At 59.9% G+C, this 19,375-nt stretch carries 8 protein-coding genes and 3 rRNA genes; all 11 read right to left on the bottom strand.

Annotation, left to right across the window (positions count from 1 at the left end):
• Positions 1–81: 81 nt before the first annotated feature.
• The 11 genes from recD to ilvN all read right to left on the bottom strand — a co-directional run bounded on the left by recD (position 82) and on the right by ilvN (position 19,375).
• Entirely contained in the window at positions 82–2,157 is a 2,076-nt protein-coding gene (gene recD / locus AC5O5R_RS23420; protein ID WP_172225757.1) for an exodeoxyribonuclease V subunit alpha, read from the bottom strand.
• Positions 2,154–5,828, bottom strand: coding sequence for an exodeoxyribonuclease V subunit beta (gene recB / locus AC5O5R_RS23425; protein ID WP_172225760.1), 3,675 nt, complete (start codon positions 5,826–5,828; stop codon positions 2,154–2,156). Before recB ends, recD begins: the two co-directional genes overlap by 4 nt.
• A complete protein-coding gene (recC, locus tag AC5O5R_RS23430) occupies positions 5,825–9,301 on the bottom strand; it encodes an exodeoxyribonuclease V subunit gamma (RefSeq protein WP_172225763.1) in 3,477 nt (1,158 codons plus the stop codon). Before recC ends, recB begins: the two co-directional genes overlap by 4 nt.
• Before the next feature lie 148 nt (positions 9,302–9,449).
• Positions 9,450–9,565: ribosomal RNA gene (gene rrf / locus AC5O5R_RS23435) — 5S ribosomal RNA — on the bottom strand.
• Positions 9,566–9,709: 144 nt separating this feature from the next.
• Positions 9,710–12,602 (bottom strand): 23S ribosomal RNA (locus AC5O5R_RS23440).
• A 317-nt stretch (positions 12,603–12,919) separates the two neighbouring features.
• Positions 12,920–14,456, bottom strand: a 16S ribosomal RNA gene (locus tag AC5O5R_RS23445).
• Together the 16S, 23S and 5S rRNA genes form the textbook arrangement of a ribosomal RNA operon.
• Positions 14,457–15,106: 650 nt before the next feature.
• A complete protein-coding gene (msrQ, locus tag AC5O5R_RS23450) occupies positions 15,107–15,718 on the bottom strand; it encodes a protein-methionine-sulfoxide reductase heme-binding subunit MsrQ (protein ID WP_172230908.1) in 612 nt (203 codons plus the stop codon).
• On the bottom strand, positions 15,718–16,731 hold the full coding sequence (gene msrP, locus AC5O5R_RS23455; protein WP_172230911.1) for a protein-methionine-sulfoxide reductase catalytic subunit MsrP: 1,014 nt from the start codon (positions 16,729–16,731) through the stop codon (positions 15,718–15,720). Before msrP ends, msrQ begins: the two co-directional genes overlap by 1 nt.
• A gap of 78 nt (positions 16,732–16,809) precedes the next feature.
• Positions 16,810–17,661 (bottom strand): CDP-diacylglycerol--serine O-phosphatidyltransferase, encoded by an 852-nt coding sequence (gene pssA, locus AC5O5R_RS23460; protein ID WP_172230914.1) that lies wholly within the window; start codon positions 17,659–17,661, stop codon positions 16,810–16,812.
• A 150-nt stretch (positions 17,662–17,811) separates the two neighbouring features.
• Positions 17,812–18,828, bottom strand: coding sequence for a ketol-acid reductoisomerase (gene ilvC, locus AC5O5R_RS23465; protein WP_172230917.1), 1,017 nt, complete (start codon positions 18,826–18,828; stop codon positions 17,812–17,814).
• Positions 18,829–18,883: 55 nt separating this feature from the next.
• On the bottom strand, positions 18,884–19,375 hold the full coding sequence (gene ilvN, locus AC5O5R_RS23470) for an acetolactate synthase small subunit (RefSeq protein WP_003250040.1): 492 nt from the start codon (positions 19,373–19,375) through the stop codon (positions 18,884–18,886).

Here is a 19,375-nt window from a genome sequence, read left to right on the forward strand (position 1 = left end):
TGTCCCTTCCGATATCGGCGCAACGATAGCACATGGCCGCATCACTGTAGGAGGGATGGACGCAAGCCCGCTGCTGCAGGATCAGACCTGTTCAAGCATCAAGCCGGATATACGCCGCACCTTGCGCGCCACTGCTTCTTCGAAAATCCCCTGGCGTGGTTCGATCAGGCTGAAGCAGTGCTTGGCGCGGGTGATACCGGTGTACACAAGTTCCTTGGTCAGTACCGGGTTCAGTGCATCCGGCAGCACCAGCGCGGTATGGCTGAATTCCGAGCCCTGGGACTTGTGCACGGTCATGGCGAATACCGTTTCCACTTCGTTCAGCCGGCTGGGCAGGACAAAGCGTACGCCTCCACTGCCATCGTTACGCGGGAAGGCCACCCGCAGCAGCGGTTCGCCGCGCTCATCCGGCAGGCGCAGGGCGATGCCGATGTCGCCGTTCATCAGCCCCAGGCCGTAGTCGTTACGGGTTACCAATACAGGCCGACCTTCGTACCAGGGCTGCTGGCTGTCGATCAGCCCGGCTTGGTGCAGCACCCGCGCCACCCGCTCGTTGAGGCCTTCGACACCCCAGGCCCCCCGACGCACCGCGCACAGCAACTGGAAATCCTCGAAACCGTGCAGCACCTTGGCCGCCCACTGCTCCCACGCAGGGTCGTCAAACGCGCTATCGAGTGCCGGCCGATAGCGCCCCAGGGTGCGCAGGTAGCTGCTATAACCCTGCGGGCCTTCGCTACCCCGATTGAGGCCATCGAGCAGCAGGCGGTCGAAGGCGCGATCCTGCTCGTGCTTGAGCGCCACGCTGTGCACGTCGGGCGGGGGCATTGCCAGCAGGTTGCGCGCCGCGGAGGCGTCCTGGCGGTTGACCAGCCGGGCTAGCTGGCCAATGCCGCTGCCTTCGCCGAAACGTCGGGAAAAACGCAGCATCACCACCTGCTGTGCCAGCGGGTTGCGTTGTTCATCGCCAGACTTGAGGCCACTGCCTGCCAAGGACTCGCCGCCGATATGCTCCAGCCACGCTTCGGTCGCAGGCGAATAACAGCCCTCTTCGGCATCCCGGCACAAGTCACCCAGCACCGCGCCGGCCTCGACCGAGGCCAGCTGGTCCTTGTCGCCCAACAGCACCAGGCGCGCCCGGGGCGGCAGGGCATCGAGCAGGTTGGCCATCATTTCCAGGTCGATCATCGAGGCTTCGTCGACCACCAGCACGTCCAGCGGCAGCGGGTTGCCAGCATGGTGGCGGAAATGCCGCGAGCCTGGTCGGCTGCCGAGCAGGCGGTGCACGGTACTGACTTCGGTGGGGATGTGGCTGCGTACCTCACTGCTGACCTGCAGGCGCTCGACCTGCTGGCCAATGGATTCGGTCAGGCGCGCCGCCGCCTTGCCGGTCGGCGCCGCCAGACGAATGCGCAGCGGCCTGCCCTGCTCCACCGCTGGCGCTTGCAACAAAGCCAACAGGCGCACAACGGTAGTGGTCTTGCCGGTGCCGGGGCCGCCGGTGATGATGCTGAAGCCGGCGCGGGTGGCGAGCGCACAGGCGAGTTTCTGCCAGTCCACCTGGCCTGCTGGGGCACCACCTTCGAACAACTGTGCCAGGCGGCCCGGCAGGTCGGCGAGCGGCGCTTCGGCCTGGGTCAGACGCTGGCGCAGGGTATGGTCGATGCGCCGCTCGTAGCTCCAGTACCGGCGCAGGTACAGGCGCTCGCCGCTAAGCACCAAGGGCCGGGCCTGCTGGCCAGGGCTGTCGCCGGTGGCTACCAGCGGGCTGGTGCCGATGCGCTTGCGCCAGGCGTTCAGGTCCAGATTGGCCAGCAATTGCGATGGCAGCAGCAAAGGCCCGGTCAGAGCATCGCCTTCGGGCGGCAATGACAGGGCGAAGTCAGGCTCGGCCAGGGTTTGCTGCAGGTCCAGGCAGACATGGCCGTGCCCCAGTTGGTGGCTGGCCAGTGCCGCCGCCAGCAGCAGCAAGGGGTCACTGCCGGGGGCCCGCTCTTCCAGGAAGGATACGAACGCCCGGTCCAGGGCCCGCAGCCAGCCTCGCTCCACCCAGCGGTCGAGCAGTTGCAGGAGGTCACCGCTGTCATGCTGTGGTTTAAGCGCAAGCAGGTGCTCGGCGTTCAAGGGAGTGGGCAACAGGTCGACAAGGCTACGGCTCATGGCGTGACTCCGGCAAACAGGTCCTGCTGCGTGGGCGGGTGCTCGCCACGGAACAGCGCATCAAGGGTTTCGATCAGCTCGCGCGGTGGCTTGGCGTGATACACACCGTGACCACTGCTGCTGGCACCGCGCAGGAAGATGAACAGGGCGCCGCCGACATCGCGGTCGTAGTCGTAATCCGGCAGGCGCGCGCGCAACTGGCGGTGAAGCGCCAGCAGGTAGAGCACATACTGCAGGTCGTAACGATGCTCGAGGATGGCCTTTTCCATGGCCATGGCATCGTAGGCCTGGATGTCCGGGCCCAGCCAGTTGGACTTGTAGTCGGTCACGTAGTAGCGCCCGTTCAGCTCGAACGCCAGGTCGATGAACCCTTTGAACATGCCGTTCAGCACCGTCGGCAGCGCGGCAGGGCGCGCCAGGCCGGGGTGAGTGTGACGGGCGACCAGGCGGTCGAGTTGTTCGGCGTCGACCTGGTGGCTGGCGAACCAAAACTCCATTTCGATCTGGTAATGACGCAACTGCCCGAGGGTTACGCACGGGTTGTCGCCCGGCAACGGCAGCGCCTCGCCCAGCAAGCGTTGCATCCACTCGGTCAAGGTGGGAATCCAGCCGGCCCAGTCACGGCGGTTGCAGCGCTGGCCAACGGTTCGCTCGATCAACTGCGCATTGCCGCTGACCTCGCTGAACCCTTCGCGGCCGGCCCATTCCAGCAAGCCATGCAGGAAGGTGCCGGGGTTTGGTCCACGCGGGAAGCGGTGGATATCGCCGCTGTCGGCGGGGACCTCGCGCAGCACCTGGGCATCGACCACTTCGTCATCTAGCAACTGCTGTGCCTGCGAGCTATCGGCACCGAGGGCCTGATCGCCGACGCGCAGGGCACTGTACGAAGCGATCCACCAGTGCTCGGCTGCGGCGCGCCGCGGTTTGCGGGCCGGCAGCAGTTCACGCTCGGCGTGTGGCATGCGATACAGCTGTTCATCGGCCTGCGGCAGGCCTGGGCAAGTGATGTACGGGCAGGACGCCGCCAATGCTTGCAACCAGTCCTTGAGTTGTTGCGAGCCGGTCAGCGCAAGGCCCCCACCGAGCAGGTAGCCGAACGCCGAGCGGTGCAGTTGCGAGCTTTTCTGATTACCCCGCTTGAGGTCGGCAACGCCCAGCCAGCAGGCATGCTGGGCACGGGTCAGGGCGACGTAAAGAAGCCGCAGGTCTTCGGCCAGGCGCTCGTCATCCGCGCGCTCGATCTGTTGCTGATTCGGGGTGAGTGTCAGGTGGGCGTTGCCTTCGCTGTCGTGCCAGGCCAGCGGCAAGCGGCTGCCGTCCACCGGTTTACTGGTGCAGATGAACGGCAGGTAGACCAGGGGGTATTCCAGACCCTTGGATTTGTGGATGGTGACCACCTTCACCAACTGCTCGTCGCTTTCCAGGCGCAGGATCTGCTCTTCGCCAGCCTGTCCGGAACTGGCCAGGTGCTCGGCCAGGTGGCGGATGAGTGCCTGCTCCCCGTCCAGCTCACCAGCAGCCTGTTGCAGCAGCTCGGCCAGGTGCAGCAGGTTGGTCAGCACCCGCTCGCCATCACTGCGGCGGATCAGTGTGCGTGGCAGCTCGAAGTCATGCAGCAGGTGCCGCAGCATCGGCAACACACCTTGGCGCTGCCAGGTGTCACGGTAGTGGCGAAAACGCATGACCCAGCCTTCCCAGACACGCTCGTCCTGGTTCAGCCGGTCCAGCGCCGCCAGCGACAAGCCTAGCGTAAGGCTGGCCAGGGCGGCCTTGAGCAGGCGCTCCGAGTCGGGCTCGGCGCACGCCTTGAGCCACGCCAGCAGGTCGTGAGCTTCCTGGGCGGCGAACACCGAGTCCTTGTCGGACAGGTACACACTGCGCACGTCACGGGCCGCCAGCTCAGCACGGACCATCTGCGCTTCGTGGCCATCGCGCACCAGGATGGCGATGTCCGAGGGCAGGCACGGGCGCAGTTCACCCTCGCCATTCTGGAAGCCTGCCGTGCCTTGCTGGCCGCCGTTGAGCAGGGCGACGATATGGCTGGCACAACTGGCGGCCAGTTTCTGTCGGTAGACGGTGCTGGAGACCGGCTCTTCGCTTTCCAGCTGCCAGCATTGCAGCGCTGCACTGGCCACACCGTCGATCAGCAGATGCTCGCCACGGCCTTTGGCGCGCACCTCGATGAACGGCAGCGGGTTGTCATCCGTTTCGCGGAACAGGAACGCACCCCGCCCAGCTTCACGCGCCTCGGCCTGCAGGAACACCTGGTTGACTGCCGCGACCATGGCCTTGCTGGAACGGTAGTTGGTGTCCAGGCTGTGCAAACGGCCGCTGGTGGCGCGCCGCGCGGCGAGGTAGGTGTAGATGTCGGCACCGCGGAATGCGTAGATCGCCTGCTTGGGGTCGCCGATCATGAACAGGCCGGTTTGCGCACGGTTTTCACTGATCTGGTAGATGCGTTCGAAAATGCCGTACTGCACCGGGTCGGTGTCCTGGAATTCGTCGATCAGCGCGACCGGGAACTGCTCGCGAATCAGGCTGGCCAGGCGCTCGCCGGCGTCACTTGCCAGGGCGTGCTGCAGGCGCACGAGCATGTCGTCGAAACCCATTTCCGCACGCCGACGTTTCTCCACTTCAAAGCGTGCCGATACCCAGTTGGCAGCATGCTCCAGCAGGGGGGCATCCGGGCTGTCCAGGGCCTGCAATTGTTGCTGCAAGGTCTGCATGGCGTCGAGGGCCGGGTGCTCGGGTGGCGTGCCCTTCCAGGCTTCGGCCATGCCCGCAGGGGTCAGGCGGGTGAAGCCGGTGCCCAGGTCGAGTTCAGCGACTTGCTCATCGCCGGCCCAGGCGCAAAGTTTATCGAACCAGGGCTCGAAGTAACGGGCCTGCATCTTGCGGCCATCCACCTGCTTGGCGGCCAGCGCATCGCGGCAGATCTGCCGCAGCTCTTCTGCCCACAGCGCCCAGGGCGCCTTCAGCCGGGCCAGCTGCTCACCACGCTGCTGCAGCGATGCCTGAATCAGGGCGGCGGGCTCGGGCCCATCCTGCCCACTGCGTACCCGGCCGAACAGTGGGCGGATCCGCGGCAGCAAGGCATCGGGGCTACCCCAGTGGCCACGCACCCAGGCCAGTGCATCGCCTTGCATGCCGTAGCAGAAGCGCCGCCAGTAATCACGCATGACCTGGCCCAGCAGCTCGCTGTGATCGGTCTCCAAGGTCTGGGTGAACAGGCTGCCGCTGTCGAAGGCGTGTTCGCGCAGCATGCGCTGGCACCATCCGTGAATGGTCGATACCGCTGCTTCGTCCATCCACTGCACCGCGACCTCCAGGCGGCCAGCACAGCGCGGCCAGGATTCGTGCGGGTAATCGTCACGCAGCTGGTGCAGCAGCGGATCGGCGATTTCCAGCTCGCCCCGGAAGAAGCGCGCGGCCTCGGCCAGGCGGGCACGAATGCGCTCGCGCAGCTCTTTGGTGGCGGCGTCGGTGAAGGTCACGACAAGGATCTGCGGTGGCAGCAGCTCACGCTCGAAGCCTTGCTCGCCGCCGTGGCCGAGGATCAGACGCAGGTACAGTGCCGAAATGGTGAAGGTCTTGCCTGTGCCTGCGCTGGCCTCGATCAGCTGGCTGCCATGCAGGGGGAAACTGAGTGCCAGGGGACGGTCCTGGGTCATGCGCCTTTCTCCGGGTTGCCCAGGGTCTGCCAGGGGGCGTTGAACAACGGGCGGTACAGGGTTTCACACCAGCCTTCGAAGGTTTCGTCGGCGGTGAGCGCAGCGAAGTCGGGGTATTGGCGCGCCAGGGCGATGCTCTCGCTGCGCTCGCCGAAGCTGGTGCGCTCGTCCCCCTCGTAGGCGCGGGCTGCTGCGGCCAGGGCTTTGTCGGCATCGTCCTGGGCCAGCCAGGCAAAGGCAGTCTTGACGGCGACGGGCAACGGCGCGTTCATCGCCGCCTGACGCGCCACAAGCAAATCGCCCAGCAGTTGCGCCGCCTGCTCTTGCGCCACCGGCGCAAGCAGCAGGGTAAGGTCACTGGCCACCAGCGCGCTGTTGTAGCGGTAGCCAGCTGCGCAGGCCGCCAGGTGCGTGACCCAGGGCGCGATCAGGCGGTGCCACTTGAGGTTGTTGCGCCCCGCGCTGATGGTATTGGGTACTGTGGTAATGCTGAGCAGGCTCTGGTCATCGGCCTGGAACACCCGGCCCAGCCAGCCTTCGAGGCGGTGCTGAGCGTGCGCGAAATGCACCGGCAATGCGCCCTCCACCAGCTGTGGCCAGCGTTGCAGCAGCTGCTGATGACGTTGCAGCAGGTCGGGCAAGGGTTCGATCAGCTCGCGCTGCAGCAGTTCGCCGAAACCGGCCAGGGGCAGCAAACCACAGGCCTGCAGGCGCCTGGCCTGGGCCTGCAGGGCTTGCTCGGCCTGGTCAGGCTCGGCCAAGGCTGCCACCAGCAGGCTTTCGCTGGCGCCGTAGCGTTGCAGGGTGTCGAGTACGAAAGGTTCTTCGTCCGGGGTCGGTGCCGCCAATGCTTCGAAGTATACCTTCAGGCGCTGACTGAAGAAGTGCCGCACCGGGTGGCGCAAAAAGTCATTCAGCTGGGTCAGGCTCAAGGCTTCATCGTCGTGATAAGGCGGCAGGCCGGGTTCGCCCTGCTGCTCCTCGCCTTGCCGGTGCAATACCTGCCATTCGTGGGCAAAGCTGAATAGCGGGCTGCCCTTCTGGAAATACCGAGGGCTGAACGGCTGCAGCGGGTGTTCCTGAGTCAGGGCGTGCAACAGCTGCTCGCCCTGCTCTACTGGCTGCCCCTGTTCTGTACCCGCGAGGTACCAGCCAGCAGCGATGTGATCGCGCAACTGACCGATCAATACCGACGCCGGGCGTTCGCTGTTGTCGCGGATACTGCGCCCGACCCAGCTGACGTACAACTGGTCACGTGCGGACAGCAGCGCTTCAAGCAGCAGGTAGCGGTCATCCTCGCGGCGCGAGCGGTCACCTGGGCGGTAATCGCTGGCCATGAGGTCGAAGTCCAGCGGTTGTTGGGCACGGGGGTAGTCGCCATCGTTCATGCCCAACAGGCAGACCACCCGGAACGGAATGGCGCGCATCGGCATGAGGGTGCAGAAGTTGACCGAGCCTGCGAGGAAACGCTGGGACAACTTGCCTTGGTCAAGACCCGACAGCCAGGCTTCGCGCACGACGGTCAGTGGCAGTGGATCTTGCAGGCCGACGGTCTCGCACACTTCAAGCCAGCTGTCGCGCAGATCCTGCAACTGCATCAACAGAAACTCGTCGCGCTCGCCCTCGGCCAGGAAGAATACCTGCAGCAAGGCATGCAAGCGCTCACCCCACTGGCTTACGGTCGCGGGCTCGGACAACGCCTGGCAAGCCACTTCGAGGGCGTCGAGCAGCGCGACCAGTGGGCCGATCAGTGCCGCATCAAGGCCACCGATCTCATCATAGGGTTCGATGCCATCACAGGCTTCGCCGACACCTACGGCGTAACCCAGCAACATTCGCCGCAGGCCGAACCGCCAGCTGTTCTGCTCGAGCCCGCCAGGCAGGCCCAGGCTGGCCCGCTGCTCGGCGTTGAGCCCCCAGCGAATGCCCGCGCCCTCGATCCATCGATGCAGCGTGGGCAGGTCGCTTTCACGAATGCCGAAACGAGCGCGTACTGCGGGCACGTCCAGCAGGTCTAGCACTTCGCTGACCGCGAAGCGGCTGTCTGGCAGCTTGAGCAGGTGCTCCAGAGCAATCAACAAAGGCTCGCGGCCGCGCTGGCCCTGGTCGGTCAGGGTGAACGGGATGTAGCGCGGGTCGTTGCGCTGCAACTGCCCGAACACCGCGCGAATATGCGGTGCATAGGTGTCGATGGCCGGCAGCATGACGATTACGTCACGCGGGCGCAGCGTGGGGTCGGCACTGAAGCGGGCGAGCAACTGGTCGTGGAGGATTTCCACTTCGCGCTGCGGGCTGTGAGCGATGTGAAAGCGCACCGAGCGGTCTTGCTTGGTATCCACTGGCGGCCACAGCTCGCGGGTCTCGGCAAGCGGGCGCAGTTCGAGGATGTCGTCCTGCAACTGGTTGAGCAGAGTAGTGGGCGAACCGTCGCTGAACAGGTCGATACGGCCATCGCTGAACACGCCCTGGTAACTACCGGGGTCGTCGTAGCTGTCGAGCAGGTTGATGTAGTCGCGGCCTTGCTTGCCCCAGGCGGCCAGCAACGGGTGAGCATGCTGGTGCAGCGACTGGTCATCCAGCTGCAGCGGCATGCCCTGCTTGCGTTGCTGGCGTTTGTACTGGTGCCGCAGCAGGTCCTTGTCTGCAACGATATCGGCCCAGTGGTGGCGGCAGGGGTTATGCACGCACAGCAGTACCTGGCTGAACCGAGCCAGCCCCGCCAGTGCTTCCAGGGCCTGGGCTGGCAGCGAGGAAATGCCGAACACTATCACCCGCGATGGCAGCCCTGCAGGCGCCTGCTCCAGGCTGTTGATACGTTCGATGAAGCGCTGGTGCACCCCGGCGCGGCTCTGGGCCATGCCCTGCTCACCGACGTCGTCCAGCAAGGCCCGCCACAGTTCGGCCTGCCAGCGGTTCCCCGGTGGCAGCGGTTTGCGCTCGCCACGAGCGGTGTTGAGGAAGTGCTGGCCAGCGGCCCAGTCCTTTAGCCAATCGGCGCGGTAGACCTGATACTGGTCGAACAGGTCTGCCAGGCGCTCACTGAGCTGGTAACGCTTGCGCAGGTCGCTGTCGTCGGTGAGGAAACGCCGCAGCGGCTCGAAATGCGGGCGTTCGATCAAGGCCGGCAGCAGACGCATCAGGCGCCAGGTGAGGGGAGCTTTGTCGAGCAGGGATACCTCGGGGATTTCCTCCCGGCCCAGCACGCCACGATACAGCTGCCACATGAAGCTGCCCGGCAGTTGTACATCGATCGCAGCAGCAATCCCGCAGCCACCCAGGTCACCTTCCAGCGGGTCTTCGGCCAATGCCAGCTTGAGCCATTGGGCGATGCCGTTGCTCTGCACCAGGGCGATCTCATTTTCCAGCGGCGCCAGCGGGTAGCGACGCATCCAGCTCACCACCAGGCTGCGCAGGTCATCCAGGCGGTTGCCGTGGACGATCATGAAGCCGGGGTGGAGGTTGGTAGTGGCCATTGAGCATTCCCTGGAAGGCGGTGGATTCTGATGCGGAACCATATCACGGGGCATCGCTGGGGCCATGGCACGCATGTAGACAAAACTTTTCCAGCGGAAAAGACAAAACCCCTACCTGCATACGCAGATAGGGGTTTTGCGAAATGAATCTTGACGATGACCTACTCTCACATGGGGAGACCCCACACTACCATCGGCGATGCATCGTTTCACTACTGAGTTCGGGATGGGATCAGGTGGTTCCAATGCTCTATGGTCGTCAAGAAATTCTGTAGCCAGAATGTCCAGATGGACAGCCCAGCAAATTCGGATATGTGATGTTTGTGATGCTTTTGTGAACAGTGCGAACTTTCGGTTCGTGTCATCTTCACCACCGCAATCTGCATGAGCAAATTGCTTGGGTGTTATATGGTCAAGCCTCACGGGCAATTAGTATTGGTTAGCTCAACGCCTCACAGCGCTTACACACCCAACCTATCAACGTCGTAGTCTTCGACGGCCCTTCAGGGGATTCTAGATCCCAGTGAGATCTCATCTTGAGGCAAGTTTCCCGCTTAGATGCTTTCAGCGGTTATCTCTTCCGAACATAGCTACCCGGCAATGCCACTGGCGTGACAACCGGAACACCAGAGGTTCGTCCACTCCGGTCCTCTCGTACTAGGAGCAGCCCCTCTCAAATCTCAAACGTCCACGGCAGATAGGGACCGAACTGTCTCACGACGTTCTAAACCCAGCTCGCGTACCACTTTAAATGGCGAACAGCCATACCCTTGGGACCGGCTTCAGCCCCAGGATGTGATGAGCCGACATCGAGGTGCCAAACACCGCCGTCGATATGAACTCTTGGGCGGTATCAGCCTGTTATCCCCGGAGTACCTTTTATCCGTTGAGCGATGGCCCTTCCATACAGAACCACCGGATCACTAAGACCTACTTTCGTACCTGCTCGACGTGTGTGTCTCGCAGTCAAGCGCGCTTTTGCCTTTATACTCTACGACCGATTTCCGACCGGTCTGAGCGCACCTTCGTACTCCTCCGTTACTCTTTGGGAGGAGACCGCCCCAGTCAAACTACCCACCATACACTGTCCTCGATCCGGATAACGGACCTGAGTTAGAACCTCAAAGTTGCCAGGGTGGTATTTCAAGGATGGCTCCATGAGAACTGGCGTCCCCACTTCAAAGCCTCCCACCTATCCTACACAAGCAAATTCAAAGTCCAGTGCAAAGCTATAGTAAAGGTTCACGGGGTCTTTCCGTCTAGCCGCGGATACACTGCATCTTCACAGCGATTTCAATTTCACTGAGTCTCGGGTGGAGACAGCGCCGCCATCGTTACGCCATTCGTGCAGGTCGGAACTTACCCGACAAGGAATTTCGCTACCTTAGGACCGTTATAGTTACGGCCGCCGTTTACCGGGGCTTCGATCAAGAGCTTCGCTTGCGCTAACCCCATCAATTAACCTTCCGGCACCGGGCAGGCGTCACACCCTATACGTCCACTTTCGTGTTTGCAGAGTGCTGTGTTTTTAATAAACAGTCGCAGCGGCCTGGTATCTTCGACCGGCATGGGCTTACGGAGCAAGTCCTTGACCCTCGCCGGCGCACCTTCTCCCGAAGTTACGGTGCCATTTTGCCTAGTTCCTTCACCCGAGTTCTCTCAAGCGCCTTGGTATTCTCTACCTAACCACCTGTGTCGGTTTGGGGTACGGTTCCCAGTTATCTGAAGCTTAGGAGCTTTTCTTGGAAGCATGGTATCAACCACTTCGTCGCCTAAAGGCAACTCGTCATCAGCTCTCGGCCTTGAAATCCCGGATTTGCCTAAGATTTCAGCCTACCACCTTAAACCTGGACAACCAACGCCAGGCTGGCCTAACCTTCTCCGTCCCTCCATCGCAATAACTGGAAGTACAGGAATATTAACCTGTTTTCCATCGACTACGCTTTTCAGCCTCGCCTTAGGGACCGACTAACCCTGCGTCGATTAACGTTGCGCAGGAAACCTTGGTCTTTCGGCGTGCGAGTTTTTCACTCGCATTGTCGTTACTCATGTCAGCATTCGCACTTCTGATACCTCCAGCAAGCTTCTCAACTCACCTTCACAGGCTTACAGAACGCTCCTCTACCGCATCATCATAAGATGATACCCGTAGCTTCGGTGCATGGTTTGAGCCCCGTTACATCTTCCGCGCAGGCCGACTCGACTAGTGAGCTATTACGCTTTCTTTAAAGGGTGGCTGCTTCTAAGCCAACCTCCTAGCTGTCTAAGCCTTCCCACATCGTTTCCCACTTAACCATGACTTTGGGACCTTAGCTGACGGTCTGGGTTGTTTCCCTTTTCACGACGGACGTTAGCACCCGCCGTGTGTCTCCCATGCTCGGCACTTGTAGGTATTCGGAGTTTGCATCGGTTTGGTAAGTCGGGATGACCCCCTAGCCGAAACAGTGCTCTACCCCCTACAGTGATACATGAGGCGCTACCTAAATAGCTTTCGAGGAGAACCAGCTATCTCCGAGCTTGATTAGCCTTTCACTCCGATCCACAGGTCATCCGCTAACTTTTCAACGGTAGTCGGTTCGGTCCTCCAGTCAGTGTTACCTAACCTTCAACCTGCCCATGGATAGATCGCCCGGTTTCGGGTCTATACCCAGCGACTAAACGCCCTATTAAGACTCGCTTTCGCTACGCCTCCCCTATTCGGTTAAGCTCGCCACTGAATATAAGTCGCTGACCCATTATACAAAAGGTACGCAGTCACCTAACAAAGTAGGCTCCCACTGCTTGTACGCATACGGTTTCAGGATCTATTTCACTCCCCTCTCCGGGGTTCTTTTCGCCTTTCCCTCACGGTACTGGTTCACTATCGGTCAGTCAGTAGTATTTAGCCTTGGAGGATGGTCCCCCCATATTCAGACAAAGTTTCTCGTGCTCCGTCCTACTCGATTTCATTGATAAGAGATTTTCGTGTACGGGGCTATCACCCACTATGGCCGCACTTTCCAGAGCGTTCCACTAATCTCAAACCAACTTAAGGGCTGGTCCCCGTTCGCTCGCCACTACTAAGGGAATCTCGGTTGATTTCTATTCCTCAGGGTACTTAGATGTTTCAGTTCCCCTGGTTCGCCTCTTGCACCTATGTATTCAGTACAAGATACTCAGCTTGTGCTGAGTGGGTTCCCCCATTCAGAGATCTCTGGATCACAGTCTGTTTGCCGACTCCCCAAAGCTTATCGCAGGCTACCACGTCTTTCATCGCCTCTGACTGCCAAGGCATCCACCGTATGCGCTTCTTCACTTGACCATATAACCCCAAGCAATCTGGTTATACTGTGAAGACGACATTCGCCGAAAATTCGCACGTCGCTCTTTCGAGCAGAACTCACAAATTTTACCTTAGCCTGATCCACCAGCAGTGAAACTGGTGTTCAGTCTATTTCTATCACATATCCGAATTTTTAAAGAACGATCTGACAAAAGTCAGAAATCAGCATTCAGTCACGAATGTTCATTTCTGAGTTCTGATCAGGAACAACGAGAGACCGGCAAGGGCCTCGATCGCCTTCGACAATGAATCAAGCAATTCGTGTGGGTGCTCATCAGCAGGCTGATGTCGTCGATTAAGGAGGTGATCCAGCCGCAGGTTCCCCTACGGCTACCTTGTTACGACTTCACCCCAGTCATGAATCACACCGTGGTAACCGTCCTCCCGAAGGTTAGACTAGCTACTTCTGGTGCAACCCACTCCCATGGTGTGACGGGCGGTGTGTACAAGGCCCGGGAACGTATTCACCGCGACATTCTGATTCGCGATTACTAGCGATTCCGACTTCACGCAGTCGAGTTGCAGACTGCGATCCGGACTACGATCGGTTTTGTGAGATTAGCTCCACCTCGCGGCTTGGCAACCCTCTGTACCGACCATTGTAGCACGTGTGTAGCCCAGGCCGTAAGGGCCATGATGACTTGACGTCATCCCCACCTTCCTCCGGTTTGTCACCGGCAGTCTCCTTAGAGTGCCCACCATAACGTGCTGGTAACTAAGGACAAGGGTTGCGCTCGTTACGGGACTTAACCCAACATCTCACGACACGAGCTGACGACAGCCATGCAGCACCTGTGTCAGAGTTCCCGAAGGCACCAATCCATCTCTGGAAAGTTCTCTGCATGTCAAGGCCTGGTAAGGTTCTTCGCGTTGCTTCGAATTAAACCACATGCTCCACCGCTTGTGCGGGCCCCCGTCAATTCATTTGAGTTTTAACCTTGCGGCCGTACTCCCCAGGCGGTCAACTTAATGCGTTAGCTGCGCCACTAAAATCTCAAGGATTCCAACGGCTAGTTGACATCGTTTACGGCGTGGACTACCAGGGTATCTAATCCTGTTTGCTCCCCACGCTTTCGCACCTCAGTGTCAGTATCAGTCCAGGTGGTCGCCTTCGCCACTGGTGTTCCTTCCTATATCTACGCATTTCACCGCTACACAGGAAATTCCACCACCCTCTACCGTACTCTAGCTTGCCAGTTTTGGATGCAGTTCCCAGGTTGAGCCCGGGGCTTTCACATCCAACTTAACAAACCACCTACGCGCGCTTTACGCCCAGTAATTCCGATTAACGCTTGCACCCTCTGTATTACCGCGGCTGCTGGCACAGAGTTAGCCGGTGCTTATTCTGTCGGTAACGTCAAAACAGCAAGGTATTCGCTTACTGCCCTTCCTCCCAACTTAAAGTGCTTTACAATCCGAAGACCTTCTTCACACACGCGGCATGGCTGGATCAGGCTTTCGCCCATTGTCCAATATTCCCCACTGCTGCCTCCCGTAGGAGTCTGGACCGTGTCTCAGTTCCAGTGTGACTGATCATCCTCTCAGACCAGTTACGGATCGTCGCCTTGGTGAGCCATTACCCCACCAACTAGCTAATCCGACCTAGGCTCATCTGATAGCGCAAGGCCCGAAGGTCCCCTGCTTTCTCCCGTAGGACGTATGCGGTATTAGCGTTCCTTTCGAAACGTTGTCCCCCACTACCAGGCAGATTCCTAGGCATTACTCACCCGTCCGCCGCTGAATCCAGGAGCAAGCTCCCGTCATCCGCTCGACTTGCATGTGTTAGGCCTGCCGCCAGCGTTCAATCTGAGCCATGATCAAACTCTTCAGTTCAATACTGCTTGGGTTTTTAAGAAACCCTAAACTTGGCTCAGCAATCTCAAATGACTATGTGATTTCTCGCATGGTCACTTGTGATGCTGATAATCTTTTTGACTATCAGTCCGTACTCACAAGCACCCACACGAATTGCTTGATTCAATTTGTTAAAGAGCGTTAGGTTAAGAGCTTTTCGTCTCAACCGAGGCGCGCATTCTACGCTTTCCTCAGAGCCTGTCAAGCGTTTATTTTGAAGTTTTTTCCGAGAAACTCGTTTAGCTTCAAACACTTGGCTCGCTGCGATCTCTCGTAGCGGGAGGCGAATAATACAGCGTTTAAATCCGCTGTCAACTGCCTCTATCACCGCTGCCGATCTTTCGATCGAAGCCCTTACAGCATCGCCTGAACCACCTAACTCGTTGAATCTCAAGGAGTTTGTCGTTCCGTTGTCGCTGGAAGTGGGGCGCATTATAAGGGGATTCGAAAGGGCGTCAACCTTTAATTTCAAGAAAGTGAAATATAAGGGGAAAAGACCGCATCAGGGCTAACAGGTGCTCGCCACAACCCCTTCAGCGCTCGATCTGATAGGCGCCAAAGAAACAAAGGCGAGCACCTTTCAAACCCAACTCGATCCCAAGACAGGCACCCCGCAACCTACCCCATCATCAAACCGCCCTACCCTGCTTCCTGACCAACCTTGCCAACCCCCGCGAAACCGCTGGAATCCTCAACCCCATCAACACCACCCCAATAAACGCATAAATCGCCCACTCCCGCAGATCCGAACGAACAATCCACAAAAAATGCAGTAACCCCAACCCCAACACCGCATACACCAGCCTGTGCAGCTTCTTCCACCGCGCCCCCAAACGCCGCTGGCTATACCGGTTGGAGGTAACCGCCAACGCCAGCAACCCAAGGAACCCCAGCGCCCCCACTATTATGTAAGGCCGCTTGCGCAACTCCACCGCCAACTGCCCCCAGTCCAGCCCGAGAATAAAGAACAGGTAGGCCAGGATATGCAGCACGATATAGGCAAACACCCACAGCCCCAGCTGCCGACGCACCACGACCCAGCCCGACCATCCCGTCAGCTTCTGCAGCGGGGTCATGCTCAGGGTAATCAAAAGAAAGGTAAGCGCCCCAAGCCCAAGACGGTCCATGATGATCTTCCCAGGATCCGGCCCGAGCAGATTCATCGCAGCCTCATATAACCACCACGCCGGGAACAGGCACCCCACAACAAAGATGGCCAGGCGAAACCAGGGATAGCGCATCAGTAGTTCTTCCGCAGATCAAGCCCGGCATACAGCGACGCCACCTCATCGGCGTAGCCATTGAACATCTGTGTCTCACGCACATTCGGGCTGAACAACCCGCTGGGCAGCCGACGCTCACGCGCCTGGCTCCAGCGAGGGTGATCGACTGTCGGGTTCACGTTGGCATAAAAACCATATTCATCCGGCGCCAACCCTTCCCAGGTAGTACCAGGCTGTTCGGCAACCAGGCTGATGCGCACGATAGACTTGATGCTCTTGAAGCCATATTTCCACGGCACCACCAGCCGCAATGGGGCGCCATTCTGATTGGCCAGCTCCCGGCCATACATGCCCACTGCCAGGATGGCCAAGGGATGCATCGCCTCGTCCAGGCGCAACCCCTCTCTATAAGGCCAGTCGATCAGGGCGAACCCCGAACGCTGCCCAGGCATATGCTCTGGGTCCTTCAAGGTCTCGAACCGCACATAGCGCGCATTGGAGGTGGGCTCAACCTGCTTGAGCACCTGCGCCAAGGGAATACCCAGCCAGGGAATGACCATCGACCAGGCTTCGACACAGCGCAGTCGGTAGATGCGTTCTTCAAGCTGGTAGGGTTTGACGAAGTCCTCAAGCGCATAGCGCCCAGGCTTGCCGACTTCTCCATCCACCACCACCGACCAGGGCTCGGTCTTGAGGCTGCCGCCATTGGCCGCCGGATCGCCCTTGTCAGGCCCGAACTCATAGAAGTTGTTGTAGTGGGTAGCATCCTTGAACGGCGTGATCGCTTCGTCCTTCACTGTTACCGCTTGCCAGCGCGTGGCTGCAAGTTTGTCGGTGAACCAGCTTGGCGGAGTACCGGCCTGTACATCGGCATAGCGGGAGGCTTCGGCTGCACTCACCCTGCCTGGCAGTGAACCCAGGGCAAGGCCAGCCATGGCGCCACCCAGCAAGGTGCGACGGGAAAGGTAAATGCCTTCGGGGGTGATCTCCGACGCCTTGCACTCGGAAGACCTGGGAAGCTTGATGAGCATGGTCGGCTCCATAGCACTGGTAAAGGGTATACCAGTAAGACTATGGAGCCGGAGGGTTATTCCAGCATTAAATGTTTGTCACCCTTTACGCCGGCGGGCCTTGAGCAGGAACTGGACAGGGCCCGACGCTGCATAGGCGAGGAAGATCAGCAGCAGGATACGCGGCGGATCGCTGAACACCACCGCAAACACCAGCACCACGGCAAGGATCGCCACGAACGGCACACGGCCCTTCAGGTCAAGCTCCTTGAAGCTGTTGTACTTGATGTTGCTGACCATCAGCATGCCGGCAGCAGCCACCAGCAACGCCACCAGGAACGACAGCTTGGAGCCCTGGATGCCGTAGTCACTGAACGCCCATACGGTACCGGCCACCACACCCGCAGCAGCCGGGCTGGCCAGGCCGATGAAGTAGCGCTTGTCGGCGGTGCCGACCTGGGTATTGAACCGGGCCAGGCGCAGTGCCGCACCGGCTACATAGATGAAGGCGACCATCCAGCCGACCTTGCCCATGTCACCCAGTGCCCAGCCAAATGCCAGTAACGCCGGGGCCACGCCAAAGGCGACCATATCCGACAGCGAGTCGTACTCGGCGCCGAAGGCACTCTGGGTATTGGTCATCCGCGCAACGCGGCCATCCAGGCCGTCGAGCACCATGGCCACGAAGATGGCGATGGCGGCAAAGGCGAAGTACTTGCTCGCCTCGCGCGGGTCACCCGCACTCAGGGCGCTCTGCGCGCTCATGGAGTTGATGATGGAATAAAAGCCGGCAAACAGGTTGGCGGTGGTGAACAGGTTGGGCAGCAGGTAGATGCCGCGGTGGCGCACCTTGCGACCTTCCGCGTCATGCCCTTCTTCAACGTGCTCATCGACAGGTAGCAGGCTTTCGGCGTCGGAGGGCTTGTTCGGCTCTTCGGGACGTTCGCTCATGGAGGGTACCTTGCAACAGGATGGAAAATGTTCGACACGGGCCGGCGAAACAGGTTCTGACAGCAGGCCACTGGTCTGCTTTATACCAGAAGCTGACTGCCAGAACGAAAAAACGCGGCCGAAGCCGCGTTTTTCATGATGCGATAAAACTTAGTTCTTGGCTTTGTCGACGATTTTGTTCGCCGAGATCCAAGGCATCATCGAGCGCAGTTGCTCGCCGATGATCTCGATGCCGTGCGAAGCGTTGTTGCGGCGCTTGGCAGTCATCGATGGGTAGTTGGTAGCACCTTCGGAGATGAACATCTTCGCGTACTCGCCGTCCTGGATGCGCTTCAGAGCGTTGCGCATGGCCTTGCGGGATTCTTCGTTGATGACTTCCGGACCGGTAACGTACTCACCGTACTCGGCATTGTTGGAGATCGAGTAGTTCATGTTGGCGATGCCGCCTTCGTACATGAGGTCAACGATCAGCTTCAGCTCGTGCAGGCACTCGAAGTAGGCCATTTCCGGCGCGTAGCCAGCTTCAACCAGGGTTTCGAAACCGGCTTTGACCAGCTCGACGGTACCGCCACACAGAACAGCCTGCTCACCGAACAGGTCGGTTTCGGTCTCGTCCTTGAAGGTGGTTTCGATGATGCCGGTACGGCCGCCACCGACGCCAGCGGCGTAGGACAGGGCGACGTTCTTGGCGTTGCCCGAGGCGTCCTGGTAGATGGCGATCAGGTCAGGGATGCCGCCGCCTTTGACGAACTCGGAGCGAACAGTGTGGCCCGGGGCTTTCGGCGCGATCATGATCACGTCGAGGTCGGCACGCGGAACAACCTGGTTGTAGTGGATCGAGAAGCCGTGGGAGAAGGCCAGGGTAGCGCCCTTCTTGATGTTCGGTTCGATCTCGTTCTTGTACAGAGCGCCCTGGAACTCGTCCGGGGTCAGGATCATGACCAGGTCGGCGGCAGCGACGGCGGAGGCAACGTCGGCAACTTTCAGGCCGTGGGCTTCAGCCTTGGCAACAGTAGCCGAACCTTTACGCAGACCGACAGTAACGTCTACACCGGAGTCTTTCAGGTTGCACGCCTGAGCGTGGCCCTGGGAGCCGTAACCGATGATGGCGACTTTCTTACCCTGGATGATGGAAAGGTCGCAGTCTTTATCGTAGAAAACTTTCATGAAAATACCCCTGGTTATATCTCGGCCCCTGCGGAGCCATCGCTAATTTTTGAATTTAGATGCTGAGCACTTTGTCGCCACGGGCAATGCCGGTAACGCCGCTGCGCACGGTTTCGAGAATCGATGCAGTGCCGATCGCCTGGATGAAGCTGTCCAGTTTGTCGCTGGTACCACTCAGCTGCACGGTGTACACGCTGGCGGTAACGTCGACGATCTGGCCACGGAAGATGTCCGTGGTGCGCTTGATCTCGGCACGCTGGGCACCGGTGGCCTTGACCTTGACCAACATCAGTTCACGCTCGATGTGAGCGCTCTCCGACAGGTCGACAAGCTTGACCACTTCAACCAGCTTGTTCAGGTTCTTGGTGATCTGTTCGATCACCTCGTCATGGCCAACTGTGGTCAGCGTCAGACGCGACAGGGTCGGGTCTTCGGTCGGCGCCACGGTCAGGCTTTCAATGTTGTAGTTGCGCTGGGAGAACAGGCCGACCACACGGGACAACGCACCAGGTTCGTTTTCCAGCAGCAGGGAAATGATGTGCCGCAT

The sequence above is a fragment of the Pseudomonas sp. 8_5_2 genome, from assembly GCF_059295255.1.